General features: G+C 58.9%; 20 protein-coding genes and 4 pseudogenes. 8 read left to right on the plus strand and 16 right to left on the minus strand.

Annotated elements, in window-relative coordinates; all coding sequences use genetic code 11:
* Nucleotides 1–192: 192 nt before the first annotated feature.
* Complete coding sequence (locus ACX3YF_RS24275; protein ID WP_458974458.1) at nucleotides 193–351, minus strand: hypothetical protein; 159 nt, start codon at nucleotides 349–351, stop codon at nucleotides 193–195.
* Nucleotides 352–741: 390 nt separating this feature from the next.
* Here ACX3YF_RS24275 and ACX3YF_RS24280 point away from each other — a divergent pair, with 390 nt between their 5' ends.
* The 3 genes from ACX3YF_RS24280 to ACX3YF_RS24290 all read left to right on the plus strand — a co-directional run bounded on the left by ACX3YF_RS24280 (nucleotide 742) and on the right by ACX3YF_RS24290 (nucleotide 3,804).
* Nucleotides 742–1,314 carry a hypothetical protein gene (locus tag ACX3YF_RS24280; protein ID WP_458974459.1) on the plus strand — a complete coding sequence of 191 codons (573 nt, stop codon included), beginning with the start codon at nucleotides 742–744 and terminating at the stop codon, nucleotides 1,312–1,314.
* Between the two features lie 376 nt (nucleotides 1,315–1,690).
* A complete protein-coding gene (locus ACX3YF_RS24285; protein WP_458974460.1) occupies nucleotides 1,691–2,983 on the plus strand; it encodes a tyrosine-type recombinase/integrase in 1,293 nt (430 codons plus the stop codon).
* A 353-nt stretch (nucleotides 2,984–3,336) separates the two neighbouring features.
* Nucleotides 3,337–3,804 carry a hypothetical protein gene (locus ACX3YF_RS24290; RefSeq protein WP_458974461.1) on the plus strand — a complete coding sequence of 156 codons (468 nt, stop codon included), beginning with the start codon at nucleotides 3,337–3,339 and terminating at the stop codon, nucleotides 3,802–3,804.
* Nucleotides 3,805–4,022: 218 nt separating this feature from the next.
* On the opposite strand, the pseudogene ACX3YF_RS24295 reads toward ACX3YF_RS24290, so the two are convergent.
* The 3 pseudogenes from ACX3YF_RS24295 to ACX3YF_RS24305 all read right to left on the minus strand — a co-directional run.
* A pseudogene (locus ACX3YF_RS24295) lies at nucleotides 4,023–4,370 on the minus strand (SDR family oxidoreductase); the annotation flags it as partial.
* 163 nt (nucleotides 4,371–4,533) lie between these two features.
* Nucleotides 4,534–5,223, minus strand: a pseudogene (istB, locus tag ACX3YF_RS24300) (IS21-like element helper ATPase IstB); the annotation flags it as partial.
* Nucleotides 5,223–5,636 (minus strand): annotated as a pseudogene (locus ACX3YF_RS24305) (IS21 family transposase); the annotation flags it as partial. The pseudogenes ACX3YF_RS24305 and istB, both read right to left, overlap by 1 nt.
* A gap of 127 nt (nucleotides 5,637–5,763) precedes the next feature.
* Here ACX3YF_RS24305 and ACX3YF_RS24310 point away from each other — a divergent pair.
* A complete protein-coding gene (locus ACX3YF_RS24310) occupies nucleotides 5,764–6,162 on the plus strand; it encodes an MFS transporter (protein ID WP_458974462.1) in 399 nt (132 codons plus the stop codon).
* 41 nt (nucleotides 6,163–6,203) lie between these two features.
* Here the strand turns inward: ACX3YF_RS24310 and ACX3YF_RS24315 are convergent, their stop codons facing one another.
* Nucleotides 6,204–7,562 (minus strand): MFS transporter, encoded by a 1,359-nt coding sequence (locus ACX3YF_RS24315; protein ID WP_458945276.1) that lies wholly within the window; start codon nucleotides 7,560–7,562, stop codon nucleotides 6,204–6,206.
* Between the two features lie 231 nt (nucleotides 7,563–7,793).
* Between ACX3YF_RS24315 and ACX3YF_RS24320 the strand changes: the two genes are divergently transcribed.
* Both ACX3YF_RS24320 and ACX3YF_RS24325 read left to right on the plus strand, forming a co-directional pair.
* Nucleotides 7,794–8,486 carry a 3-oxoacid CoA-transferase subunit A gene (locus ACX3YF_RS24320; RefSeq protein WP_196584772.1) on the plus strand — a complete coding sequence of 231 codons (693 nt, stop codon included), beginning with the start codon at nucleotides 7,794–7,796 and terminating at the stop codon, nucleotides 8,484–8,486.
* 8 nt (nucleotides 8,487–8,494) lie between these two features.
* Nucleotides 8,495–9,136: a 3-oxoacid CoA-transferase subunit B gene (locus ACX3YF_RS24325; protein ID WP_047529126.1), complete on the plus strand. Its 642-nt coding sequence runs from the start codon at nucleotides 8,495–8,497 to the stop codon at nucleotides 9,134–9,136.
* A gap of 384 nt (nucleotides 9,137–9,520) precedes the next feature.
* Here ACX3YF_RS24325 and ACX3YF_RS24330 read toward each other — a convergent pair whose 3' ends face one another.
* The 6 genes from ACX3YF_RS24330 to ACX3YF_RS24355 all read right to left on the minus strand — a co-directional run bounded on the left by ACX3YF_RS24330 (nucleotide 9,521) and on the right by ACX3YF_RS24355 (nucleotide 15,823).
* Nucleotides 9,521–10,165, minus strand: coding sequence for a dTMP kinase (locus ACX3YF_RS24330; RefSeq protein ID WP_448647907.1), 645 nt, complete (start codon nucleotides 10,163–10,165; stop codon nucleotides 9,521–9,523).
* 284 nt (nucleotides 10,166–10,449) lie between these two features.
* The gene (locus ACX3YF_RS24335) at nucleotides 10,450–11,514 is read right to left on the minus strand and encodes a 2,3-butanediol dehydrogenase (RefSeq protein ID WP_223272636.1); all 1,065 of its coding nucleotides are present in this window, start codon (nucleotides 11,512–11,514) and stop codon (nucleotides 10,450–10,452) included.
* Nucleotides 11,515–11,604: 90 nt separating this feature from the next.
* On the minus strand, nucleotides 11,605–12,717 hold the full coding sequence (locus tag ACX3YF_RS24340) for an acetoin dehydrogenase dihydrolipoyllysine-residue acetyltransferase subunit (RefSeq protein WP_130204304.1): 1,113 nt from the start codon (nucleotides 12,715–12,717) through the stop codon (nucleotides 11,605–11,607).
* On the minus strand, nucleotides 12,714–13,733 hold the full coding sequence (locus ACX3YF_RS24345) for an alpha-ketoacid dehydrogenase subunit beta (RefSeq protein WP_047529010.1): 1,020 nt from the start codon (nucleotides 13,731–13,733) through the stop codon (nucleotides 12,714–12,716). The genes ACX3YF_RS24340 and ACX3YF_RS24345 overlap by 4 nt, the downstream gene beginning before the upstream one ends.
* Before the next feature lie 34 nt (nucleotides 13,734–13,767).
* Nucleotides 13,768–14,745, minus strand: coding sequence for a thiamine pyrophosphate-dependent dehydrogenase E1 component subunit alpha (locus ACX3YF_RS24350; RefSeq protein WP_047529008.1), 978 nt, complete (start codon nucleotides 14,743–14,745; stop codon nucleotides 13,768–13,770).
* A complete protein-coding gene (locus ACX3YF_RS24355; RefSeq protein WP_448647905.1) occupies nucleotides 14,723–15,823 on the minus strand; it encodes an ATP-NAD kinase family protein in 1,101 nt (366 codons plus the stop codon). Before ACX3YF_RS24355 ends, ACX3YF_RS24350 begins: the two co-directional genes overlap by 23 nt.
* Before the next feature lie 343 nt (nucleotides 15,824–16,166).
* Here ACX3YF_RS24355 and ACX3YF_RS24360 point away from each other — a divergent pair, with 343 nt between their 5' ends.
* Nucleotides 16,167–18,047 carry a sigma-54-dependent Fis family transcriptional regulator gene (locus ACX3YF_RS24360; RefSeq protein ID WP_448647904.1) on the plus strand — a complete coding sequence of 627 codons (1,881 nt, stop codon included), beginning with the start codon at nucleotides 16,167–16,169 and terminating at the stop codon, nucleotides 18,045–18,047.
* 134 nt (nucleotides 18,048–18,181) lie between these two features.
* Here the strand turns inward: ACX3YF_RS24360 and ACX3YF_RS24365 are convergent, their stop codons facing one another.
* Nucleotides 18,182–19,120, minus strand: coding sequence for a LysR family transcriptional regulator (locus ACX3YF_RS24365; RefSeq protein ID WP_448647903.1), 939 nt, complete (start codon nucleotides 19,118–19,120; stop codon nucleotides 18,182–18,184).
* 119 nt (nucleotides 19,121–19,239) lie between these two features.
* Here ACX3YF_RS24365 and ACX3YF_RS24370 point away from each other — a divergent pair, with 119 nt between their 5' ends.
* On the plus strand, nucleotides 19,240–19,467 hold the full coding sequence (locus ACX3YF_RS24370; protein WP_198131820.1) for a DUF2790 domain-containing protein: 228 nt from the start codon (nucleotides 19,240–19,242) through the stop codon (nucleotides 19,465–19,467).
* 21 nt (nucleotides 19,468–19,488) lie between these two features.
* Here the strand turns inward: ACX3YF_RS24370 and ACX3YF_RS24375 are convergent.
* The 4 genes and pseudogenes from ACX3YF_RS24375 to ACX3YF_RS24390 all read right to left on the minus strand — a co-directional run.
* Nucleotides 19,489–19,890 (minus strand): annotated as a pseudogene (locus ACX3YF_RS24375) (methyl-accepting chemotaxis protein); the annotation flags it as partial.
* A gap of 485 nt (nucleotides 19,891–20,375) precedes the next feature.
* A complete protein-coding gene (locus ACX3YF_RS24380) occupies nucleotides 20,376–21,644 on the minus strand; it encodes an OprD family porin (RefSeq protein ID WP_458974463.1) in 1,269 nt (422 codons plus the stop codon).
* Nucleotides 21,645–21,694: 50 nt separating this feature from the next.
* Entirely contained in the window at nucleotides 21,695–22,903 is a 1,209-nt protein-coding gene (locus tag ACX3YF_RS24385) for a benzoate/H(+) symporter BenE family transporter (RefSeq protein ID WP_458974464.1), read from the minus strand.
* A 19-nt stretch (nucleotides 22,904–22,922) separates the two neighbouring features.
* Nucleotides 22,923–24,266: an aromatic acid/H+ symport family MFS transporter gene (locus ACX3YF_RS24390; RefSeq protein WP_047528959.1), complete on the minus strand. Its 1,344-nt coding sequence runs from the start codon at nucleotides 24,264–24,266 to the stop codon at nucleotides 22,923–22,925.
* Nucleotides 24,267–24,705 lie beyond the last annotated feature (439 nt).

A 24,705-nucleotide genomic window follows, 5' to 3' on the forward strand; every position in this document is an offset into this window, starting at 1 on the left:
GAGATTTGCCTTAATCAGCGGACATTCCCGAACGCGATTTTGAATGAAGTCCCCTGCAGACCAATAAAATCGAGGGCTTTAGCTTTTTTCGCTTTAATCACCGGACTTTCCAGCGCGCTTATTCATTTAACGAAATCAGCGGACTTTCCCGATCGATCATGAAGGTTTAGGGCGTTGCTTGAAATGGCATCATTAAAAGCCTTTTAAATCAACGAACTGAGGCGGTTTGACGATATCGGCGGACATTCCCTGTACCTTTGTTGGAGCAAAAATGCCGTACAGGTCGCACAATTCGTGGGGCTCACGGTTTTTGATCAATGCTCGGACCTTACCGGCGCCTAGGGCGATCATGATTCCAAGACCTGATCCGCTCGATAGATACCTGCGACAAAATTTCCAGGGCGGCTAACACGATCGTCCCAAGGAAGCGCGCAACAATCGTTTACAGACTATCCACGTGTATTAATTCAGCAGTTCCCGACAGTGTCACGGCCTAGTGTCGCGCCAAGCCCTATCAAAGCGGAAAGTATAAAAAACTACGTCAATACACACTGCTCACGTTATTTATCAATTAACTGTTAAATACGTTAATTGGCTTGAAAGCCCACATTCCGGTTTAGTAAATTCGTATTTCCAATATTCAATTAAATCGGCAAGCTTTAAGTATTTGAGCAACACGATTGACAATCTAAAATTTTGAAGCAACACTTTCGGTCACTTCAGAACACTGAGGATAGTCTAATGACCAATAACTTTGAAGATGAAACAAATTCAGCGCGCCAATTGACCGTCAGATCACCCTCCAAAGACATGAGGGCCCACGCCTTGGCATTTTTGGCGAAACAGAATGGTCAGACATGGATGGAGGATGAGCAGTACACATATAACCGGCTAAAGATTTCCGACATCATAACTGAGTGCAGTATGGAGGCGGGCTTTAAAATCGGAAACATAAAGTCGATTGGAAAGAGAGTGGCCAAACTAATGAGGGCATCTGGTGGGCGCATTAAGCTGTCCGCCGCTCATGATTTGATTGCTAATGCATTGGGCTACAAGAATTACGCTAGGGCTTTGGAGCTTAGAGGTGTTGATGATTTTGTCCCAAACCTTTGGCCGCTAGAAGCTCCCCGGGGTCTGCAGCTACTAAGCGTTGACAGTGACTGGCCTTCAGAGGTGCCATGTGCAGAATTTGCGCAACGTCAGGCCTTTAACGAGAGACGTGCACCCGCCCGCAAGCTTACTGCAATCCAGGAAAAGCGGAAAAAGACAATCGCCAGGATTGCGAGGCGCGCCGCTGGTGAGCTATCCGACTGAGCAGGATTGTAGAAACGAACTCAATCTAGTGCATGACCTGGTCGCGCAATGCTCAAGCAGTTAACTGACATCTTGAACAGAACCAATTTATCCATAAAGCATCAAGAAATTATTGATCGCTGTAGTTACCCAATATAGGGTTAAATATATTGGGTTTCGTTGCTTAGTGCTAAATACGGCACATGTCAAGATCAAAGTGATTGACGGCGAAGTTGTGTCACACAGTTGCATGCGAGACAGTGGAGAGCTACTATCTGGTGATATCAAATCGTTATGCGAACAAAAAGGAGGTAGAAGTGGAACACGTCTCTCATACTTCCGATTACTCCCATAACTGGAAGTTTCTTTTCAACGTTTAAAGTGTCCGGTGGTTCGAATGCTCAGCGCGCCCAAACCCATTTTTGAAACCTACGAGGCCTTTATTGATCAAGACTTCAGTTTCAGCGAGCCCGCACTTAACTGCGTCAAAGACTTTTTAGATTCATTTCCCGAGGAACTGGAGGCCGGCCGTGGTTATATGGCCGTGCGTACCTTCCTACGAGCCTTTTCCGACAATGCTCAGACCTTCAGTTCATACCGCACTCAGGCCGAGCGTCTGTTCCTGTGGGCGCTACTGGTTAAGAAGAAGCCGCTGCATCTGTTAAAACGTCAGGATGCCCAGGACTACTTAGATTTTTGTCGCAAACCTTCCCAGGACTGGGTGGGCCCTGTGACGCGCAGCCGCTTTGTCCCTAACGATGAGAGGCATGTCACGGAGGCGGATGCGCTGATTCCGAATCCAAAGTGGTTCCCGTTCAATTCAAAAACGGCGAAAGCGGTTGGAACGACTTCAGAACCGAGCTCCACGAGCCCGGTTTATACGACCACTGAAAGCAGCCTCAAACAGGTGTTTACGGTGTGCAGTCGATTTTATGAATTTCTGATCGAGGATGGCGGCGCGGCCGCCAACCCATTCAGAATGCTGAAAAAATCGAACCGCTTTACCGACGACACGTTCGACGTGACCTCGGGACGGGCCTTGACGCCCCTGCAATGGGATTACGTATTGGAAACCGCCGAAAAGCTGGCAGAGGATGATCCCGTTCGTTTTGAACGTACCCTCTTCATTCTGGCGACTCTTTTCGCGATGTACCTGCGTGTATCTGATGTGGTGGGCCGGAAGAACTGGAAGCCCACCATGGGCGACTTCCGCCAAGACGCTGAGGGCTTTTGGTGGTACCACGCGGTGGGAAAAGGCAATAAAGCCGGCAAGATCGCTGTTCGCGACGAATACATCGAAAGTTACCTCAAGCGTTACCGCAAATTTCTAGGGCTCAGTGATCTTCCTGAGCGCAATGAGTCCACGCCTTTAATCTCGACTCTCAGAGGTCGATCGGGGCTGTCAGATCGACAGGTTCGCGCCCTCCTCCAAATCGTCTTCGACAAAGCGCTGGAAAGAATGCGCGGTGAGGGGCGTGAGAAGCATGAAATGGACAGCTTGTTGGTGGCGTCTGCGCATTGGTTGCGCCATACCTCGGCGACGTTCGACGCACCGCTGCGTGACGCCAAAGACCTCCAGGTCGATTTACGGCACAGCAACCTCAGTACCACACAGGACACGTATTACCATTCTCACGATCAAGCGCGCGGGTATTCAGTCAAACGGATCGGAATGCGCGATCGCGGTTGAACTCAGGCAACGTCTGCCCTAATCCGAGGGATGGGTATGACGTCCACCAGGTTGCTGGACTCCCTTAATCTCGGGAGTGATGGAAACCACTTCGTCGTAGTCTGGTACGCCGTAGAAGTTGTCTGCTGTCTGCTGTCTGCTGGCCAAGGCTCTTAAAGCAATCAATAGGCTGTTGGATTCTCCATAGTGTCACAAGTCACTCTCCATCAGATAAGCCGTGGCAACACTGCGTAATAACTCCCCTCCTCCTTGCTATATAACTGCAAACAGAAAAATGTCAACCCAAAAACAATTGCGGGCCAAAAAACTGCATGTTAGATTGAATTATAAAAATAAAAACAGGAATAACGATAATGGCCGGCTACATCATTCATATTGAATATCGAGAAGGACAAGAGCTTGCGTGGGTTGAAATTAATGGATTAAGTGAAGAGTCCCGATCGGCACGCAAGTGCCGATTTCAAACGATCGGTTGGATATTGGATGTTGTCGACACCGTTCACAACAAAACACATCCAGACAACCTCTTGAATGAGAGCTTTGCACTCGATGCGCTGATCAAGTATGCAAAAATGGACGCGAAGTCTGCCGAACAGCTTTTGGTTGCAAAAAACTGGAGAAAGCGTTTTGAAGTTGTCTGGGAACATCTCGATGACTTTGAGCGTGAAGAAGCGGTAACGCTTAACTATGATTATTGGGATAATTATTGGCCAGGGTTTGATACCTACAACGTCACCCTGCGTAAATTTCTAATGAATTATAAACCGCAGATTTCTGATGTCCTCCATTATGATCCGGACGCCGTGGATCTCGCGCCATAAACGCGATAGCAGCAGATCGGATCGGCGCGCCGCACGTTTACCCTCGGAGAGATCCGCAAGACAAACAGCAATCGGTCAAGCGGACGATCGTTTGCAACTCTACAAGTCCCTCCATGTCTTTCATTCAGATCAGGACCATCCGAGTTCATTTGATTTGAGTTGAGTGCGCGCCGGTGATGCCAATAGCCCCACTGGCGCGGCACTCAAAGTCGCAATACTCAGACAGTAGGAATTGTCCCGCCATCGATGACGTACTCGACCCCTGTTAGGGCGCTTGCCTTGGTTGAAACTAAAAAGCTGATAAGGTCTGCGACCTCCTGCGGTTGGTTGGGACGACCGAGGGGAATCCCACCGAGGGAATCCATTACAGACTGCCTGGCTGCCTCTTCTTCAATCCCGCCTGACTGCGCAATTCGCTTCACCAAACCAATAGCAGCCTCTGTTTCCACCCATCCTGGAGACACCCGCACTACCCGTACGCCCTGCGGACTGAGCTCTTTGGATAACGCCTTGCTGTAATTTGAAAGCGCCGCTTTTGCGGCCGCGTACGCTGTGGTTGCTGTTGGCGCTGATTGAAAACTGACCCACCCTGCCGATTGAAAATTGACCCAGGGCGGATTGCTGATTTTTGTCCCAGCAATTGTGGATAAGCTTAGCAGTAGTGTCCTAGTTGAAGACGCATCTGGCCCCACCGCATGCAGGCATGCGGAAGGGTGTTTACGGTGCAGATCAAAACGGCTCATCGTCCTCAATACCATCTTCGTCCTTGCGCTTTCGTTCACGCGATTTGATCTTTGTCTGAGCGGCCAAGGTGCTGTGTTGCAGGCGGTAGGACTCGTTGCCCGTTTCGACGATGTGGCAGTGGTGTGTCAGCCGATCCAGCAACGCTGTGGTCATCTTGGCGTCGCCAAACACACTCGACCATTCCGAGAAGCTGAGGTTGGTGGTGATGACCACGCTGGTGTGCTCGTACAGTTTTGAAAGCAGGTGAAATAACAGCGCGCCACCACTCTGACTGAAGGGCAAATACCCAAGCTCATCGAGTATCACCAGGTCTGTCCGAAGCAGTCCCTGGGCGATTCGGCCTGCCTTACCATCGTACTTTTCACGCTCCAGCAGGTTGACGAGATCGACCGTGGAGAAGAACCGTACTCGTTTGTTATGAGTGGTGATTCCGGACACGGCCAAGGCACTGGCCAGGTGTGTTTTTCCGGTTCCAGGCCCACCGATGAACACGACATTTTGCGCAGTCTCCGTAAACTCAAGGCTGGATAATTCCTTGACCAGACGGGCATCAGCGCTGGTAGCGCTGAAGTCAAAGCCGGCTAAATCACGGTGCATGGGGAGCTTTGCCATGTTCATCTGATGATTCACAGAGCGCACGGCGCGATCTGCCTGCTCCTGTTGGAGCAGATGCTCAGCAGCCCTTCTTCGCTCCAGTCAAATTGAAAAGCTTCACCGAGCGCAAACGTCAGCGGTACAAAAGCGCGTAAAGACTTGCCTTGTTCACCTCGCCACGAGCGTACAAACGCTGTGAGCTGGCTGTAGCCGCCGTCATAACCCTCGGCCTTGATCTGCTCGAAAAGTGCTTTGGCGCTTCTGCGATTGTGCTTTGCCCGGAACGAATCGGCTTTCAGCGCCTGTTCCAGCGTGTCGTGGAATGGGCTGAGTTTGTTGAAGGTCGCGCACCGCTGGTACGCCGGCTGAGTGGCTTCGGGCGCTCTGACCCATTTTCGGATGGTGTTTCTCGACAGCCCGGTACGCTTGGCTATCTGGTGCAGCGAGAGCTTGTCGCGGAAGTACATCCGCCGGATTTTTCCCAACATTTCCATGCTGATCACCCTGTGTTCTCCTGCTCGGAAAGTGAGCAGAAGCAGTTGAACACCTGGGTCAGTTTTCAGTCGGCAGAACAGCCTTTACTGGGTCAGTTTTCGGTCAGCGGCAACACTGTCTATCATCTTGCCGAAGATCAACACGCGTCTTTTGCTGCTTATCCTGTTCCTGTTCGGGATCGCGCTTTGCTGGGGACTGGCTAACAGTGGCACCAATTGGACGCTGGTGTTCATCCTGGCCGGCTGCGCAGGCGTAGGCATCGGAGGTCAGCAAATAGTATTGAACTACATGGTTGCCCAAGCCTACCCCACTGCCCTGCGTGCAACGGCAACAGGCTGGGCTATTGCATTGGGGCGGGTCGGGGCCATTATCGGATCGGCAAGCGGTGGCTGGTTTCTTGAACACGGTGGGCCCGCTGGCTACTACTCGGCGCTGATCATTCCACTGATCATTGCCTCAGCCGGGCTGATCATTATTCGCCCTCAAATTGATGCGGTGGAAGGTCATCCGCTCGCCACTCATTGATTCTCAGCGGTTACACGGGAAGGTCCCGAGGAGGACGTTCACTATGGTTCATCCTCCTCTAACCCCGGTACAACCCAACCCGATGCCAAGGATGGGTTTGCTAACCTCGCACATGCACAGTTGAATGCTCCAAGGCACCCGTCACGCTGTTCGTGTGCGATTGCGGGTTCCGGACTGGACAGCTCAGGCATTAGCGCCGCCTGGGTACCGAACATGCCCCAGGTACCGATGCCCAGTGCGATGGAGATGGCAATGATGCTCGCCACCACGTTACCAAGACTCAGTATCCACCATACCGGGAAGGCCAGTGCCAGCTGCAGCAGCGCGAAGGCGCGATAAACCACCACACGGCCAAAGCGATCACTGAGCTTGCCCGCAATCGGCACCGTCGTCGCGCCGAGGCTGGCCGCGCAGATCAGGGTCAGCACCCCCACCGGCCCTTGCAGACCGACTACACCCACGATGTAACTGACAGCCAGGGCTTGGTAGATCGAGGAGCCACCGTTTTCCGCCAGTCGCAGGCCGATGCCGATCAGCAAGGTGGGTTTGGAGTGTTCCATGGCACTTTTGAGCGGGTTAACGCATACGCGCTTGAGCGCCTTGAGACGCATAAAGGTCGGCGACTCCTTGAGTGACAGACGCATATACAAGCCCAGCGCAACGATCACAACACTGCTGAAAAACGGCAAACGCCACATCCCGCTCTCGATGACGTTGGCATTGCCGTTGACCACCAGGAAATACACCAGCGCCGCGAGGATGGTGCCCAACTGGATGCCGAGGAACGGTAAAGCGGCGTAGAAACCGCGCTGCCCCTCCGGAGCGTACTCGGTCATCATCACCGCAGCACCGGCCTGTTCGGCACCAGCGCCCAACCCCTGGAGCAGACGCAGGACAACCAGTAATACCGGTGCGAGATAGCCAACCTGATGGAACGTCGGCAATGCACCCATTAGCGTGCTGGAAATGCCCATCAACAGCACCGTCGACGCCAGCACGAACTTGCGCCCGACGCGGTCACCGATCATGCCGAACAGTACCCCGCCCAACGGCCGTATCGCAAAGCCCAGGAAGTAGGTGCCGAAACTGGCGATCAGGCTCATGGCGCGGGTTTGTTCTGGAAAGAACAGCGGCCCGAAGATCAGCGCAGAGGCCAAGGTGTACAGCGCGAAATCGTAGTATTCCAGGGCACTGCCCAGGGAGCAGGACCAGGCCAGGGCGGAACCGCGTTCGATGCTGCGGTTGAACACCGTGACTTCGGCCGCTTCTTGCAGGCAGCCGTAGACCACCGCACGCGCAGCGCCGCCGGCACCGATCACGGCGATACGCTTGTGACTCAATTCGGTGACTTCCCGCAGGGCACGTATCGCGCCGAGGTAATCGGTGTTGTAGCCGGTCAATACTCCGTCGACGTTGTTGATGGTATTGACAGCGCCAATGACCGGTTCGTCCAGCGCCTGTACCCGCTCAATGACTTACGGTTTCGTTCGCTAATCGCACGACATCACATGTCGGGACACCCTCCCTGCCCCATTGTTTGGCACGCTATGCACATCTTAGCCGTCACGATGATCCAGTCGTTTTTTCCATCGGATCATTCTGTTCAGCCAACATAAAAACGGGAGTACGTCTTGATCAACAAAACATTTGAGTCCGTCGCTGCTGCACTAGACGGCATTGCCGATGGTTCGGTCATCATGGTGGGTGGCTTCGGCACTGCCGGGATGCCGTCAGAGTTGGTAGATGGTGTCATTGCTTCCGGCGCTCGCGAGCTGACCATCATCAGCAACAATGCCGGCAACGGTGAGATCGGTCTGGCCGCATTGCTCAAGGCCGGGCGCGTTGCCAAGGTCATCTGTTCGTTTCCACGCCAATCCGATTCCTATGTATTCGACGAACTCTACCTGGCCGGAAAGGTCCAGCTTGAAGTCGTGCCACAAGGCAATCTGGCCGAGCGTATCCGCGCGGCAGGCTCTGGGATCGGTGCGTTTTATTCGCCCACCGGATATGGCACGTTGCTGGCCGAAGGCAAGGAAACTCGGGTGATCGACGGTCGCAACTATGTGCTGGAAATGCCGTTGCGCGCCGATGTCGCACTGATCAAGGCCGAAAAGGGCGATCGCTGGGGCAACCTCACCTATCGCAAAGCCGCGCGTAATTTTGGACCCATCATGGCGATGGCGGCGACAACGACAATCGCCCAGGTCAATCAGATCGTCGAGTTGGGAGAGCTGGACCCCGAACACATTATTACCCCGGGGATCTTCGTTCAGCGCGTGGTCAAAGTGACGCGTGCCCCTCTCACGAAAGCCAACGTCAACTGAGGCCCGCCATGACTGTTATGAAAAAACTATCGCGTAGCGAAATGGCCCAACGCGTGGCCGACGATATTCTCGAAGGCTCTTACGTGAACCTGGGCATTGGCGTGCCCACGCTGGTGGCCAACTACCTGGGTGACAAGGAAGTGTTCCTGCACAGTGAAAACGGTGTACTGGGCATGGGCCCGAGTCCTGCGCCGGGTGAAGAAGACGATGACCTGATCAACGCGGGAAAACAGCACGTGACGCTGCTGCCCGGTGGCGCCTATTTTCACCACGCCGATTCGTTCTCGATGATGCGCGGCGGGCACATCGATATTGCCGTGCTTGGCGCCTTCCAGGTCTCGGTCAACGGCGACCTTGCCAACTGGCACACCGGTGCCGAAGGTTCCATTCCGGCCGTGGGCGGCGCGATGGACCTCGCGACAGGCGCGCGCCAGGTGTTCGTCATGATGGATCACCTGACCAAGACGGGCGAAAGCAAATTGGTGCCGCAATGCACCTACCCGCTGACCGGCATTGGCTGCGTGACTCGGATTTATACCGACCTGGCTATTCTGGACGTCACCGCGGAAGGCTTGAAGGTCCTGGAGATCGTCGCTGATATCAGCTTTGAGGACTTGCAAACGCTCAGTGGCGTGCCATTGATTCGATAACGGATCGAGTGTGCGTATTCACTAAGCAATGTGCCGGGCAGGTTCAAGCTTGTCCGGCAACGGGTATTTACGGCTCCAGGGCTCAAGCCAGAAGCTCACAGCCACAAACCTCGGTAGATCCGGTGATCATGGCGGCATCCACGGTGCTCCGCCTGCAGTCCATTGTGTCGAGAAAAATCTCCCCGTTGGACCAGGCTGTCCTGACGATTGGCTCGTTCCCCCGGGTCGGCGCGGGAGTGCCATGGCCCTGCAAACCATCATCAGCACCCTGCTCGGAGATGCTGGTGAGCCTGCCGGCGCTGGGCTCGGTGCCTCGCTCAGGTCCTGCCCCGTGAGTCCGCTACCGCTGCGGCGACAAATCCCACCTTCGATCCGGCCAACGATCTAAACCTCGGCCATCTCAACCGCGCCTACCGGACTTCCAAGGACTCTATAGATCTCAGAAACAACCTGCATCGTGGCGTCCTCGATCGTTCCTTCATTACGGCATAGCACCCAGCCGTGATCCGCAATCGCTCGTTCGAACGCGTGGGTACAAGCGACCTGTTCTTCCAGCTTATGGATGACCGTACTGCTCAGCCCGCGCTGTCGTGCCGCTGCCCTGGCCCATGAAATTTCAGGGGCGGTGACAACCCCGACATGCAGGTCTGGCACTCGCACGTTTCGCTCGATGTTTAACTGTAGAATTTCTGCAAACGGGATTATCCGGCGAAACGCCGCCTCAGACGGGTACCAGCGATCAATCAAGATGATGCTGCCCGGTGGCTGTTTAACCAGCACATGGCGGGAAATCCAGGCACGGCTATCGGCAAAGCGCTCACAAACCCCCCACTCCAAATCCCGGCCGGGATTTCTGACGAGCTGGTTGACGAGGGCCATTGTTTCACCCCTGTAGGGATCGCTTTTTTTCTCGCAAAGCCGGATCACCATTTTGTTGTCGGCTCTCAGTACTTTCGTAACGGCCTCCAACAGCGTGGTTTTGCCGGTTCCCTTGGGCCCATCGAGTGAAACAAACAGCGGACGATTCATTCTTCAAATAACGATTGATATACGGTTTTTTTGCCCGGTTCGTTCGCTGGAACCGCTTGGCGCGACGATGCGAATCGAGTGGAGGGACCTTATGAACAGACATTTGATGAACACTCTAACCCGGTTTCCGGCTGACGGGTCTCAAATCCCGGGTCCGGTTCTCTTTCAACCAGCCAAACCTGCGTTCGATGATGTTGCGCTGGTCGCAATAGCGCCGCAGGTACTCAGCCCCGTAGCCCTTGTCCGCTTGCGACCAGCCTGGTCCATCGTGCGATTCAGCCGCTTCAGACTCGAGCGGGCGACACGATGATTTTGACGTTGTGCTCCTTGTTGTTGACCAGCTCCTCGAAGCCCTGCCCGACGATCTGCTCCAACTGAATGCGCCCAGTCACCAGCGGCGTGATATCCAGCCGACCGTCAGCGATAAAGGCGATCACATCCGCGAATTCACCGTTGTAGGCCAGCGCACCCAGCACCTGTTTTTCGGTAGCCACCAACTCGAAAAAGTTGAACTCGCTGGGCTCCTCGAAGATCCCCACCAGTACGCACTTGCCGGCCTTGCGGATCAGGTCGATCGCGAGCTTGGCCGTGTGTTTGTTGCCGATGCATTCGAAGCTGACATCCGCCCCGAGCCCACCCGTCAGGCGCCGCACTTCAGCCAGGGCATCGCATTCCTTGGGATCGAGCACATGGGTCGCCCCCACTTCCAGGGCCTTGGCCTTGCGCGCGCCAGACATTTCCAGAGCAATTACCTGAGCCGCACCGGCAGCCTTGGCGCACATGATGGTGCACAAGCCAATGGTGCCCGCCCCCACGACGACAACGTTCTGCCCGAGCAGGCTCCCGGCTTTTTTCACCGCGTGCATGCCCACCGCCAGAGGCTCGATCAGTGCCCCGGCTTCTGCTGGAAAGTTCGCCGGCAACTTGTACAACAGATTCGCCGGCACGTTGACCAGTTCGGCGAAGGCACCATTGTTCATCAGTCCGGTGAAGGCCAGGTTCTCGCAGATGTTGTACAGGCCGTGGGTGCAGTAGTAGCAAGTACCGCAATGTTGGCAGGCATCGGCCGCCACCGGTTCGCCGACGCTGAAACCCTGGACCCCGGCACCGAGTTCGACGATTTCGCCACAAAACTCGTGACCGAGAATGCACTGGCCCTTGATCCCGGTCAGTGGATGCGGTGCGTCAACCGGTATGAACACCGGCCCGGCCACGTACTCATGCAGATCGGAACCACAAATTCCGCACCATTGCACACGGATCTGCACCCAGCCGGCCGGTGGCGCCATTGGCAGCGGAACGTCTTCGACACGGATATCGTGACGGCCGTGCCAGACAGCGGCACGCATACTGCGTTGAGGATTGATTGGAAGGCTCATAGCGACATCTCCTTGAAATAGTTGCTCCTGACAGCCCGCGAGAGGCCGCCAGGAGGGGCGTCAGTGCTGTTGCACAAACTTCAGAATCAATGGGTTCACTTGCTCGGCCGCTTCCATCTGCACCATGTGTGCCTGACCAGGCAGGACCTCGACCTGGGCCTTCAGCCCGGCGCTATGGTTCGCCGGAATAATCGCGTCGTCACTGCCCCAGATCAACAACACGGGCTGTTGGCCGTCCTGTACCACGCCCCGCAGATCGTGCTGTTGCCATCCATCTTTGAACAAGCCTGATACCAGCAGGCGCAGGGCCGCACCCACGCCTTCCAGGCGCTTGTACTTGAGCATGTCTTCGAGCATCTGCCGGTTGACCAGATCGGGATTGGAGAACAGTTTCACCAACTGTGGCTTGAGGGCATTGCGGTTGGCCGCCTCGACAAAACCTTCCAGGTAATCACCGTTGATGCCCTCTCCCAGACCCGCGCTGCCGATCAAGGTCAAGGTCCGTACCCGTTGCGGTGCCAGACGCGCCACGTTCAGCGACACCGCTCCGCCCATGGAGTGACCCACCAGATGCGCGGCGGGAATGTCCAGGTGATCAAGCAGTGCCAGCACTGCGCTGCTCAGCTCATCCAGGTCTCCGCGCTCCAGCTGTTTGGTCGACTCGCCATGGCCCGGCAGGTCCAGAGCAATCACCCGACGCCCGGCGGCCAATGCTTCGTGATTGAACATCCAGTTGTTCAGGTCACCGCCAAAGCCGTGCACCAGTACCAACGGCACCCCGCCTTCGCCGCGCTCGAAGTAACGGATCAACCGCCCGTCCAGCTCGACCTTTTGCGGCTTAGGCCCCTGGTCTTCCTCGGCACTGCCCCCGGGCACGAACGTGGCCTGAAACTGCTCGATAACTGCATCGATCTCGACCTCGCTGGCCTCGCCATCGACCACGATGCCGAGCAACGCCCCCACCGCGAGGGTTTCATCCTGGCGGGCGATCTGCCGACGAAGCACCCCGGAAAAAGGCGCTTCGACACTGCTGGAGATTTTGTCGGTTTCGACGTCCAGCACTTCGTCGCCCTTGGCGATGGCCTGGCCTTCCTCCTTGAGCCAGACATCGACCCGGCCCTCAGTCATGGACAGGCCCCATTTGGGCATGGTCAACGTATGGATCTGGCTCATGAACGCTTGCTCCACTCGATCAGTTTGAGCACGGCGTTCTCGATCTTCGCCGCGTCGGGAATGTAGAGGTCTTCCAGAGCGTCGGAGAACGGAACCGGCGTATGCGGTGCAGTCACCATCTCGATCGGTGCCTTGAGCGACGCGAATGCTTTTTGCGCCACCAAAGCCGAAATATCAGTCGCCATGGAGCAACGCGGGTTTGCTTCGTCGATGACCACCAGGCGTCCGGTCTTCTCCACGCTTTCCAAAATACTGTCTTCGTCCAGCGGGCTGGTGGTGCGCAGGTCGATCACCTCGCAGTCGATGCCGCGCGCGGCCAGATTGCGGGCGGCGTCCATTGCGGTATTGACCGTACGGCCATAGGAGACCAGCGTCACATCCTTGCCGTCACGCAGGAAGTTGGCTTCGCCGAAGGGGATGGTATAGAGCTCTTCCGGTACTTCACCCTGCATGCTGTAGAGCATTTTGTGCTCACAGAAGATCACCGGGTCGTTGTCGCGGATCGCCTGGATAAGCAAACCCTTGGCGTCATAAGGAGACGACGGGCAGACCACTTTCAGCCCCGGAATGTGGGTCCACAACGAGGTCAGCATTTGCGAGTGCTGGGCGGCGGCCCGCAACCCGGCACCGACCATCGTGCGGATCACCAGTGGCGTGGCCGCCTTGCCCCCGAACATGTAGCGAAACTTGGCCGCCTGATTGAGGATCTGGTCCAGGCAGCAACCGGCGAAGTCGACGAACATCAACTCACACACCGGGCGCACGCCACAGGTCGCGGCGCCCACGGCAGCACCGACATAGCCCAACTCCGACAATGGGGTGTCCAGCACACGCCCGGGGAACTGGTGATAGAGGCCCTTGGTCACGCCCAGCACCCCGCCCCAGGCATCGTTTTCACCGGGGGCACCGGCACCGCCGGCGACGTCCTCCCCCATGATGAACACGCTGGGATCGCGGCGCATTTCCTGGGCCAGCGCTTCGTTGATTGCCTGCTGATAACTGATTTTTCTCGCCATGATGAAAGTCTCGATTTCTTGTTATAGGGGGCGTTCAGGGATAGGAAACGTAGACGTCGGATAGCAGATCGGCCGCGCTCGGCTTGGGGTCGGACTTGGCCTTGCGCACGGCGTTCTCGATCAGCAGGTCCACCTCGCTGTCGATCTGGTCCAACTGGCTGGCCTGCACCCGCCCGGCGCGGGTGACGCGGTCGCGGAACTGCATCAAACAGTCGTTGTGCTCGCGGAAATGCTTGACCTCGTCCGGCGCCCGATAAGTCTGGGCGTCGCCCTCAAAGTGACCGTAATAGCGCGTCAGCTTGACCTCGATCAGCGACGGCCCCTCCCCGGCCCTGGCCCGCTCCACGGCGGCCCCGGCGGCTTCGTGAACGGCGAAGAAATCGAAGCCGTCCACGGTGACGCCGGGCATGCCGAAGCCGGCTGCGCGGTCGGCGATGTGATCGCAGGCCACCGACCAGTTGGAGGCCGTGGCTTCGGCGTAACCGTTGTTCTCGGCAATGAACAGGCACGGCAGGTTCCACACCGAGGCCATGTTCATCGCTTCGAACACCGCCCCTTCGTTGGAACCACCGTCACCAAAGAACACCACTGCAACACTGTCAGTGCCCTTGAGTTTGGCAGCCAGGGCCGCGCCCACGACCAGCGGCGCACCGGCCCCGACAATGCCGTTGGCACCGAGCATGCCTTTCTCGAAATCGGCGATGTGCATGGAGCCGCCCTTGCCTTGGCAGACCCCGGTTTTCTTGCCGTAGATCTCGGCCATCATTCCGTACACATCGACGCCTTTGGCGATGCAGTGGCCGTGACCACGGTGGTTGGAGGCAATGCAATCGTCATCACCCAAGTGGGCCATGACCCCGGCGGCCGAGGCCTCTTCGCCGGCATACAGATGGACAAAACCGGGAATCTCACCGGTGGCAAATTCCACGTGCAGGCGCTCTTCAAAGACGCGGATGGTGCGCATCACCTGATAGGCATGCAGCAATTGATCAGCGGTCAGCTGTGTCGACATTTTTATTCTCCAGGGTGTCTTGTGGTTCAAGGTTCAGAGGGTGTTGCGGGTGCTCGCGGCCGATGGCCAGTAGTCGCTGTTGCGCGGCATGGGCCAGGGTCGCATTGACATCGATGCTCAGCGGACCGCCGGCATCGAGCGTGACCGTGGGCCGGTCATGGGCGTTGAATTCGATCTCGCGTTCGCCATCCAGGGCGAGGGTTCCGCTGGCCAGGCACAGACGATGGGCGACCCCGGGTTCAAGGCTTCCGGCCGCGAGCACACCGCAGCCTTGCAGCAGGCCCGGCGCCAGAGGCACCAGCAGCGCTTCGGGCGATCGCGCATCGAGTCGCATCCAGGCCCCGCCAGGCGCATGACGTGACACGGGAAACCACAGGCCGCAAAGGGCCGAGATGCCAATGGACTGAGGTTCGGCGAAGGTCACGAACACCTCGGCCAGATCGGCCCCACGACTGATGGCCCGCGCGCCGACAAAGGGCAGCGAGGACACCGCCACGTCCACCAGGGCCATCTCGCACAGGCCACGACTCGGCTCACGCACCAGCAAGCGTTTGTTGCGGCGCAAGGCGATCCCGGGCGGGATCCGCCCACTGACAAACAGCCCGCCGGCCAACCCGGCGCTGGTGGCTTCACGTAATTCCGGAAAGGCGTTATTGGTGCCGGTGGACAGCGTCAGCAGCGGAATGTCGCCCACTTCAGCGGCCACCGCCTTGTGAGTGCCGTCACCGCCCAGCACCGCAATCAGCGCAACGCCGCGTTCGGCCATCCAGCGTGCCGCGAGCCGGGTGTCCTCGACGCTTTGGCGCAGGGTCAGGTCGAGGAACTCCAGGGCCGGCCAGTGACTGCTGCGCGCCTGGCGACCGTGGCTGTTTTTCAGCACGGCGGCGGCAATGCCCGTCATGTCCGTGGGCATCAGCACCCGGTCGACACCCGTGGCGCCGAAGGCCGCCAGCAAGCGCTGGATCACCGAGACCTTGTCGGTACTGGAAAACAACCCGGCGTTGGCGGTCAGTCGCCGCACGTCGCGGCCGGAGGCCGGGTTGGCAATGATGCCTACGGTCAGCGGCGCACGACTCATGACGCCACCAACGGCAGAACAGGGAACGGCTTTCGGCAGGACATCGGGCACCTCTTTTTATTATTGGGTGGCCAGTCGGGCTGGTTGCCAGAGCTAGAGCAAGGCCGGTGCCAGGTCTGCAAAAACGCCTGCATAAGCCCGCCGTAGAGCGTTCCGGCGGTCACCCATGGGTGACCGGAATCAATCCCGAATGAGACGCGTCATGTCAGGCTGCACGAGGTGGCGGCGAGACCGTGAGACGTCGCGTCTCACCGCCGGCCCCGGTTGACCCGACACTTGTCTGTGGCCAATGAACGGCGCTTAATAGCCGCACAACTAAAAGAAGATGGAACCGGAGGCCTTAATGCTTTCCGCACACTCAAAGGCGCATGTGGATTGCGTCAGCCGTGTTTTGAAGAATGCCGGGCACCTGCCGCAACTGCCCGTATCGGACCTGATTCTCGACTCCTGGCGCCGTTCCATGGAGCAACACCACCTGGATCCCGGCTCGCTACAAGGACCACGGATCCTCTCGCAGAACGTGTTGCAGGAATGCCGCGAGCGCTCGGAGTTGTTCTTGCGCATCGCCAGTGAAGAAGTCGCCCGCCTCCACGGTCGGGTCCGCGATGCCGACTACTGCGTCCTGCTCACAGACGCTCAGGGCCAGACCATCGACTACCGCGTCGAAACCTCCATCCGCAATGACTGCCGCAAGGCCGGTCTTTACCTCGGCACCTGCTGGTCGGAGGGTGAGGAAGGCACGTGTGGCGTGGCGGCGGTACTGACTGCGCGAACGCCGGTCACTGTTCACAAACGCGATCATTTTCGCGCCGCGTTTATCGGACTCACCTGCTCTGCCGCGCCGGTCTTCGACCCCAAGGGCGAACTGCTCGGGGTGCTCGATGTGTCGGCGGTGCGCTCACCCGACGACCGTCGCTCCCAACACCTGATCCGGCAGATGGTGGTGCAGAGCGCGCGTGAAATCGAACAGGCATTTTTCATGAGCAGCGCCCAGGGTTACTGGGTGCTGCGGGCCCACGGTAGCCCCGGCTACGTCGACAGCCAGCCCGATTATTTGCTCGCCTGGGACGACGACGGCTGCTTGCAGGCATTGAACCCCGCTGCGCGGCAATGGCTGTTGCACAGTTTTGGTCAACTGCCGGAACACATTGGCCAGGTGTTCGATCAGCAGATGCTGCATCGGATCAGTGACGAATCGCTGTGCCTGTTGCACAGCCAGGCTGGCCACATGCAATTGCACGGTCGCCTCAACATGCCACGGCGGGTGAAGCGCAACGCTCCGCGACTGGCACTGACACCCGCCGAACTCGACCCGCGACTGGAAGAAAGCCTGCGCCTTGCCGTGCGGGTCAAAGACCGCAACCTGCCGGTGCTGATCCAGGGCGAGACCGGCTCCGGCAAGGAAGTCTTCGCCCGTCAGCTGCACCAGGCCAGTCAGCGCCGCGAGCGGCCGTTCGTTGCGGTGAACTGCGCGGCGATCCCCGAGAACCTGATCGAAAGCGAATTATTTGGCTATGTCGCCGGCGCCTTCACGGGTGCCTTGAGCAAGGGCATGCAAGGCCTGCTGGAACAAGCCGACGGCGGCACTCTGTTCCTCGATGAAATCGGCGACATGCCCCTGCCCTTGCAAACCCGGCTGCTGCGGGTGCTGGCGGAGGGGGAAGTGGCGCCTCTGGGCGCTTCACGGAGCAAAGCGATCGACCTTCAGGTCGTCTGCGCGAGCCACCGCGATCTGGAGGGACTGGTCGCTGCGGGCGAGTTTCGCGAAGACCTCTACTTTCGTTTGAACGGTGCACGCTTCCAGCTACCGCCTTTGCGCGAGCGCAGTGACCGGCTGGCGCTGATCAACCGGATTCTCGCTGAGGAATCGACACATTGCGCGGAACCGATACAACTGGCAGGTGCGGCCCTGGAATGCCTGCTTGGCTACCGCTGGCCAGGTAACGTTCGCCAGTTACGGCACGTGCTGCGTTATGCCTGTGCGGTGTGCGATTCAAACCTGATCCAGGTCAGCCATCTGCCCGAGCAGCTGCGGGATCAGAGACTTGATGGTCCAACCATTGATTGCTGCGCGAGCCCGGAACGCCAGGCGCTGCTTGACGCCCTGGTCCGCCACCGCTGGAAACCCACCGCCGCTGCCAAGGCGTTGGGCATTTCCCGGGCAACCCTGTATCGGCGGGTGCATCAGCACGGCATCGACATGCCTGGCAGAAGCCAGGTGTAAAGCCTGGCTGCCCAGGCAAACCGCTATTGCGGGCGCTCGTAACGTCTCCAGGCTTTTTGGCTCATTGGTCTTGCAGTCACGTCGCCGCGCAGAGCAGGTGCTGATGTTAAAGCGGCTTCCTGGAAAAACCGGCGCTAGCCCACTCCCCAGTGCCGAACATCGTTCGCGATGACCTCATGTCCGGAAAAAAGCCCGGGTAACTCGGCCTTGAGAAAGTCCACCCAGGTCCTCACCTTGGCATCCAGAAAACGCTTGGAAGGATAGAGTGCATAGACGTTGCGCTCCCTGAGCCGGTGGTCCCCCAGCACGCGCACCAACGTGCCCTCGCGCAGCGACCGGGTTGCGGTGTAGAACGGCAACAGGCTGATGCCCATCCCGGCCTCCGAGGCATTGACCATCGCCTCGGGAACGTTGCTCTGGAAGGTCTTGCCGGGCACCACGCAATGCTCGCCCTGCTCGTCACGGAAGACCCACTCATCGCCGTGCAACGGGTCGATCATGCGCAGGCAGCAATGTTCATTCAAGTGTTCGGGGCGGGTCGGCAGGCCCCGACGCGCGATGTACGCGGGCGACGCGCAAGGCATGCTGAAGATGCGCCCTACCGTTTGGGCAACGAATTGTGAATCCGCCAGGTCCTGGGCAATGGAGATGACCACGTCGTGCCCGTCTTCAAGGGGGTCGGGGTTGCGTTGCGACAAGGTCATCTCGACCACCACGTCCGGGTAGAGCTCGCAGTAGCGGGCAATCAGCGGCGTCATCAGCACACCCAGCCCGGTCAAACAGTGCAGACGCAACCGGCCATTGGGCTCCAGGTGAGCGCCACGCGCTTCTGCGGTGGCCTCGGCCATGTCGTCCAGTATTTGCCGCGCCCGCAACAGGAAGCGTTCGCCGGCTTCGGTCAGGCTCAAACGGCGGGTGGTGCGCTGCAACAGGCGAGCCTGCACGTGCTGCTCAAGATCAGCCACCAGCCGAGACACTTGCGCCGTGGAAAAGTCCAGCGCCTGTGCGGCGGTGGTAAAGCTGCCTGCATCGGCTACACGCACAAATACCCGCAGGCTGTTAAGCAAGTCCATGACCCCTCCGGCGACAACGACTGTTGCATCTGATGTAACGCTGCATCAAGTACGGCCCTCTTTATCCCTATCAGCAGAAGAATAGAATTGGCTCATCGAAACACCACGCAGAGAAAACCATGAAGACCTTGTTGAGCGTACTGCTGGCCCTGACCACAACCGCCGTCATGGCCGCCGAAAGCAACCCGAGCGCAACACCTCCATCCCTGGATATCGCAAAGGTCATCTCGGTCACCGAAACCTCGACTGCCTGCGACGTTGTACCGGCGACCATGGTCTACATCGACCATCAGGGTGAAACCCACACGATGACCTACCGGGTGATGGGCAGTTGCTCGGGCGTTTGAGAGGCCGCAAAGGCACCTCGTTCACGCCGCTATCCGTGTGGCCTGCAGGGCCAACTCGTGCAAACCGGCCAACCGCTGCATGACGCGCTCGACCACTTCCAGCCGGGCAACCGCACCACTGCGTAACTCCCCCATCGACTGCAACGCGACCTCGGCCTTGTCCAGGCCCAGACGCGTCGAATCGCTAAGCTGTTCAAGGCCCTGACGGGCATCCTGTGCCGACTTTTCCAGGCCTGTGGCGATCTGCCGGATCTGCGCACTGGAGTCCGCGGCCTGGCGCGACAGATTGCGCACCTCGTCCGCCACCACGGCAAAGCCCCGACCATGATCACCGGCCCGCGCGGCTTCGATCGCGGCGTTGAGCGCCAGGAGGTTGGTCTGCCGGGCGATGTCCTGGATGCTGCCGACAATCGCACCGATGCGAACCGACTGGCTGCCCAGCTCATCGAACACCTGATCCAGGCGCTGCAGGTACTGATCAAGATCCCCCAGCACGGCAGCCGAAGACTGCATGCTCACGGCGCTTGCCTGTACCCGCTCGCCCGCGCCACGCGCCAGCTGGTTGGCAAAGCGCATGTCTTCTTCAGTCTGCTGCACGACTCGAGTCAAGTGTTCGAGTGCCACCTTTACCTCGGCGCCAGGCCAGGCGGGCTCGACCACCGGCAACGACGGTAGCGGGACCGGTGCACTGGACACCACGGGATCCGGCTCCCGCTGCACGAGCACCTCGACCACGCGCATTGGCTGACGGTGATAAAGCACCGCCGCCGCCAGCAGCAACAGGTCGATGATGCCGGCATACATCAGGTGCATGCCGTTGCCGGCAGCCAGCAGCACCACTGCGCCGCCGGCTGTAATCAGGGCCAGTCGTGCCCAGGTTTTATTGCTCATACTCGCCCCCAGTTGGCTCACAGCAACGTCCAGGTGTAGCTCAGGATCAGTCGGTTCTCGTCGATATCGGTGCGGTAATTGGAGCGCGCCATGGCATTGCGCACCCGGATCCCAAGCCCCGCGAAGGTGCCGCTCTGCACGACGTAACCGAGGTCCAGGTCGCGTTCGCGGTCCTTGCCTTCAAAGCCCTTGCCGGTCTCGACGTTGTTGCCGGTGATGTAACGCACGGTGCTGGTCAGGCCCGGTACGCCGAGGGCGGCGAAGTCGTAGTCGTAGCGCGCCTGCCAGGAGCGCTCGTCGGTGGAGGCGAACTCATAGGTTGGCACTTCGTTGCCCAGCGGCGAGATGTTGGCAAATACCCGAGGGAACGCGCTTTCACCGTACATGCCCTGGTAGCCGACGTAGAAGGTATGGCCGCCGTACCTGGCCGACAGCAGGGAGAAAAATGCCTGGTTGTCGATATTGCCCAACAGCTTCTTGCCATCCTCCTTCGCGTCGAAATAGCCGAGGTTGGCGCCCAGGGTCCAACTGCCCAGGGGCTGGCTGTGTTTCAGGCCCAGGAAGCCTTGCTGGTAGATGTCTTCCAGTTGCCCGTACCAGGCACTGACGCTGGTGTGTTTGTCGTTGAAGGCGTAATCGCCGCCACCGTAGTTGAACGCGTCACTGCTGGCCTGGCGCTGAGGCACGTAGCTGAGCATCGCTTGCATCTTCTCGTCGCCGGCCTCGTTGCGCAGATGAGTGGAAGTCAGATGACCGCCTTGCAACGTCAGGCCATTGATCTCGCCGGACGTGATGCTCGCCCCCTGGTAGCTCGGCGGCAGCAGGCGGATGTCACTGAAAGCCAGGACCGGCAAGTTCGGTTGCAACTCGCCAACGCGCAGTTCGGTTTTCGAGTAACGCAGTTTCAGCGTGCCTTCCACGCGGCTGTATTCATCGGCCGCGCGACCATCGCTCTGCACCGGCAACAGGCCGGTGTTGACCCGGTCCGGGCTGCTGTCGAGCTTGAGCCCGAGCAGGCCGATGACATCGACGCCAACGCCGATCGTCCCTTGGGTGTAACCGGACTTGGCGTTGAGGATAAAGCCCTGGGCCCACTCCTCAGCCTTCGACTGCCGGTTAGCGCCGACAATGTCCGAGTAGTCCCGGCTGAAGTAGTAATTGCGTGCCTGCAAGGTGGCGCTGGCATCCTCGATAAAACCGCCCTCGGCGGCCATCAACTGGCTGGAACATCCCAAGGCGACAGCCGTGGACAATAGGGTACGAGTCGCATGAATGGTTGACTTCATCGGTGTGCTCTTATTGTTGTTATGAAAAGGCAAGGCGTGGCGGATACAGGTCAGCGCGCCACCTCCCGGGCGCTGCTGGAGTTTGTAAGGGGCGGCCGCCGCGCACCCGACAGCAGGTGCGCGGTCATGCCGAAAATCAGCCCCCAGAACGCGGCGGACAAGCCGAACAGCGACATGCCCGAGGCGGTGGTCAGGAACGTCACCAGCGCCGCTTCGCGGTCATGGGGTACGGCCATGGCATTGGCCAGGGCGCCGGCAATGGCAGCGAACAGGGCCAGGCCCGCCAGGGCGGCGATCAGTTCTTTGGGGAAGGCGGCAAACAACGACACCAGGGTCGCCCCAAAGATGCCCAGTACCAGGTAGCAGAGACCGCCGACCACACCGGCGACATAGCGTTTGCCCGGGTCTTCGTGGGCCTCGCGGCCAGTGCAGATGGCGGCAGTGATCGCCGCCAGGTTGAGGCCATGGCAACCAAAGGGCGCCAACAGCGCCGTGCCCAGCGCGCTGCAGGCGATGATCGGGCTGGCCGGCGTGGCGTAACCCGAGGCGCGCAACACTGCCATGCCCGGCACGAACTGCCCGGTCAGCGCCACCATCACCAGTGGCAAGGCGACGTTCAAGGTTGCACTCAGGCTGAACTGCGGGGTGACCCAAACCGGCGTCGCCAGGCCGATCACCAGGGCTTCGCGGTGCAATTGGCCGGTGAGCATGGCGATGACACAGCCCATCACCAGTACCGCCATCACCGCGTAACGCGGCAGCAGCCGTTTGCACACCAGGTAGGTAGCGAACATTGCCAGCACCAACCCGGGCTGACCTTGCAATGACACGAACAGGCCCGTGCCGAAACGCAACAGAATCCCCGCCAGCATGGCCGCTGCGATGGCGCCGGGCAGCTTGCCGATAACGCGGTCGAAGGCGCCCGAGATGCCGACCAGAAAGATAATCAGACTGCTCAGCAGATAGGCACCGACGGCCTCGTTCATCGAGATGCCCGGCAGCAACGCCACCAGCAGGGCCGAGCCGGGAGCCGACCAGGCAATGATGATCGGCACGCGGTAGCGCAGGCTCAGGCCGATGCCCAGCAGCGCACTGCCAATGGAGATCGCCCAGACCCAGGACGACAACAGCTCGCGAGACAGGTGCGCGGCGTCCGCCGCCTGGAAAATGATCACCAGTGGGCCCGCATACGAGATCACCGTGGCAATAAAACCCGCCACCGCAGCGGACAGCGAAAAGTCACGCATCAAGCCTTTCATCAAACAGCTCCTTGCGGACTCAGGCCTTGGCCGTGGACAGTGGCGCGGTAACCCTGGAGGCGTTTCGCTCGCTGCTGATGGCGTACAGGGTCATGGCGAGGGCGGCCACCGCACCCGGCAGGGCGAACGCCATGAAGTTGAGTTGCAGCGGCAAACTGATTCCCAGCAACGCACCGCCTAACAATGGGCCGACAATGGCACCGTTACGGCCGATCCCCGACGCCCAGCCAAGCCCCGTGGAACGAATGGCCATGGAATAGAACTGCGCGGCACAGGCATACAGCAGGATTTGCGAACCGATGGTGGTGGCACCGGCGATAGCGATCAGCAGGTACAACACAGGGGTCGGGCTTTTGAATCCGAGCAAGGTGATCGACACCGCGGCAATGGCGAAGAACACCGCCAGTACCCTTGGCAGGTTGAGCTTGTCGCCCAATACGCCCCCGCCCACCGCACCGAAAATCGCGCCGAAGTTCAACACCAGCAGGAAGGATAAGCTTGAGCCCAGGCTATAACCGGCGTTGGCCATGAGTTTCGGCAGCCAGGAACTCAGGGCGTAGACCATCAACAGGCAGCAGAAAAACGCCAGCCAGAGCATCAGCGTGCGCATGGCGCGGCCTTCGCGGAACAGCTGCAGTACCGGCGTGCCGGTGCCCTTCACTTCCGCCATGTGCAGGGTGTCGCTGGCCTGGGCGACATAGGCCGGGTCAACGCGTTGCAAGACAGCGCGCGCTTGCTCGTTGCGGCCTTGGCGCAGCATGAAACCCACCGACTCAGGCAGGAAGTACATGATCAGCGGCAACAGCAGCAAAGGCAGCCCCGCGACATAAAACACCGCCTGCCAACCGAAGCTTGGAATAAGCACGATCCCCAGGCCCGCCGAAAGCATGCCGCCCACCGAATAACCGCTGAACATGATGGCGACCAGGGTGCTGCGAATCTTCTTCGGCGCGTACTCGTTCATCAACGCCACCACGTTGGGCATGACGCCGCCGATGCCAAGGCCGGCTATGAACCGGCAGATGCCAAAGGTCGTGGGACTCGTGGCAAAGCCGTTGAGCACGGTGAAGCCGCTGAAGAGCATCACGCAAAGGGTGATGGTTTTCTTGCGCCCGATCTTGTCGGACAACGGGCCGAAAAACAGCGCACCGAACATCATGCCAAACAGCGCATAACTGCCCAGCGCCCCGGCCTCCAACGGGCTCAGCCCCCACTCTTTCATCAGCGTCGGCAAGACCACCCCGTAAATCACCAGGTCGTAGCCGTCGAAGATGATGATCAGGGCGCACCAGAACAACACCATCCAGTGAAAGCGGTTGAAGCGTGCGTTGTCGATCACCTCGTGTACATCGATTTTTCGCATGGCATGGGTCTCTTGTTGTTATTTTTTGTTGTTCGTTTGGGCGTTTCAGGGTGCTGCCATGAGCGGTGCAGGCAAGGGTCCGCCGATGGCGGCCGCATTGTTACGCGCCATGCACAGCACTGTTACGCGGGATGCAAATGAAGGGTATTGAGACCGGCAGCGTGGCAATATCCGCTTTGCGCATATCGCTATCCGTTTTGTGCAGAGGGGGGATATCGGCGTGTTGCCATGGCCCGCGAGCGATTTGTCAGGGGCTCACTCGAGCCTCGTTGATTTAGCTCAATGTCTTCACCCTGCCCAGGTGTAAAAAAGAACCGGGTTCTGGCGACCTGTCATGGGGTGCGGGCAGTGTCGAAACAGTCCGGGTCCAGAAGGAAAAAGGCACCGGTTCAGTGGACGACACCGCCCTGAGCAAGCCGTCTTGTTGACCCCCTTGGCG

It is taken from the genome of Pseudomonas fluorescens group sp. PF-69 (genome assembly GCF_054481235.1).

Bases quoted from the DNA above. Each gene is read 5' to 3' on its own strand.
- ACX3YF_RS24275 (WP_458974458.1), bottom strand. From the start codon at position 351: ATGATCGCCCTAGGCGCCGGTAAGGTCCGAGCATTGATCAAAAACCGT.
- ACX3YF_RS24280 (WP_458974459.1), top strand. From the start codon at position 742: ATGACCAATAACTTTGAAGATGAAACAAATTCAGCGCGCCAATTGACC.
- ACX3YF_RS24285 (WP_458974460.1), top strand. From the start codon at position 1,691: ATGCTCAGCGCGCCCAAACCCATTTTTGAAACCTACGAGGCCTTTATT.
- ACX3YF_RS24290 (WP_458974461.1), top strand. From the start codon at position 3,337: ATGGCCGGCTACATCATTCATATTGAATATCGAGAAGGACAAGAGCTT.
- ACX3YF_RS24325 (WP_047529126.1), top strand. From the start codon at position 8,495: ATGACTGTTATGAAAAAACTATCGCGTAGCGAAATGGCCCAACGCGTG.
- ACX3YF_RS24330 (WP_448647907.1), bottom strand. From the start codon at position 10,165: ATGAATCGTCCGCTGTTTGTTTCACTCGATGGGCCCAAGGGAACCGGC.
- ACX3YF_RS24335 (WP_223272636.1), bottom strand. From the start codon at position 11,514: ATGCGTGCCGCTGTCTGGCACGGCCGTCACGATATCCGTGTCGAAGAC.
- ACX3YF_RS24340 (WP_130204304.1), bottom strand. From the start codon at position 12,717: ATGAGCCAGATCCATACGTTGACCATGCCCAAATGGGGCCTGTCCATG.
- ACX3YF_RS24345 (WP_047529010.1), bottom strand. From the start codon at position 13,733: ATGGCGAGAAAAATCAGTTATCAGCAGGCAATCAACGAAGCGCTGGCC.
- ACX3YF_RS24350 (WP_047529008.1), bottom strand. From the start codon at position 14,745: ATGTCGACACAGCTGACCGCTGATCAATTGCTGCATGCCTATCAGGTG.
- ACX3YF_RS24355 (WP_448647905.1), bottom strand. From the start codon at position 15,823: ATGAGTCGTGCGCCGCTGACCGTAGGCATCATTGCCAACCCGGCCTCC.
- ACX3YF_RS24360 (WP_448647904.1), top strand. From the start codon at position 16,167: ATGCTTTCCGCACACTCAAAGGCGCATGTGGATTGCGTCAGCCGTGTT.
- ACX3YF_RS24365 (WP_448647903.1), bottom strand. From the start codon at position 19,120: ATGGACTTGCTTAACAGCCTGCGGGTATTTGTGCGTGTAGCCGATGCA.
- ACX3YF_RS24370 (WP_198131820.1), top strand. From the start codon at position 19,240: ATGAAGACCTTGTTGAGCGTACTGCTGGCCCTGACCACAACCGCCGTC.
- ACX3YF_RS24380 (WP_458974463.1), bottom strand. From the start codon at position 21,644: ATGAAGTCAACCATTCATGCGACTCGTACCCTATTGTCCACGGCTGTC.
- ACX3YF_RS24385 (WP_458974464.1), bottom strand. From the start codon at position 22,903: ATGAAAGGCTTGATGCGTGACTTTTCGCTGTCCGCTGCGGTGGCGGGT.
- ACX3YF_RS24390 (WP_047528959.1), bottom strand. From the start codon at position 24,266: ATGCGAAAAATCGATGTACACGAGGTGATCGACAACGCACGCTTCAAC.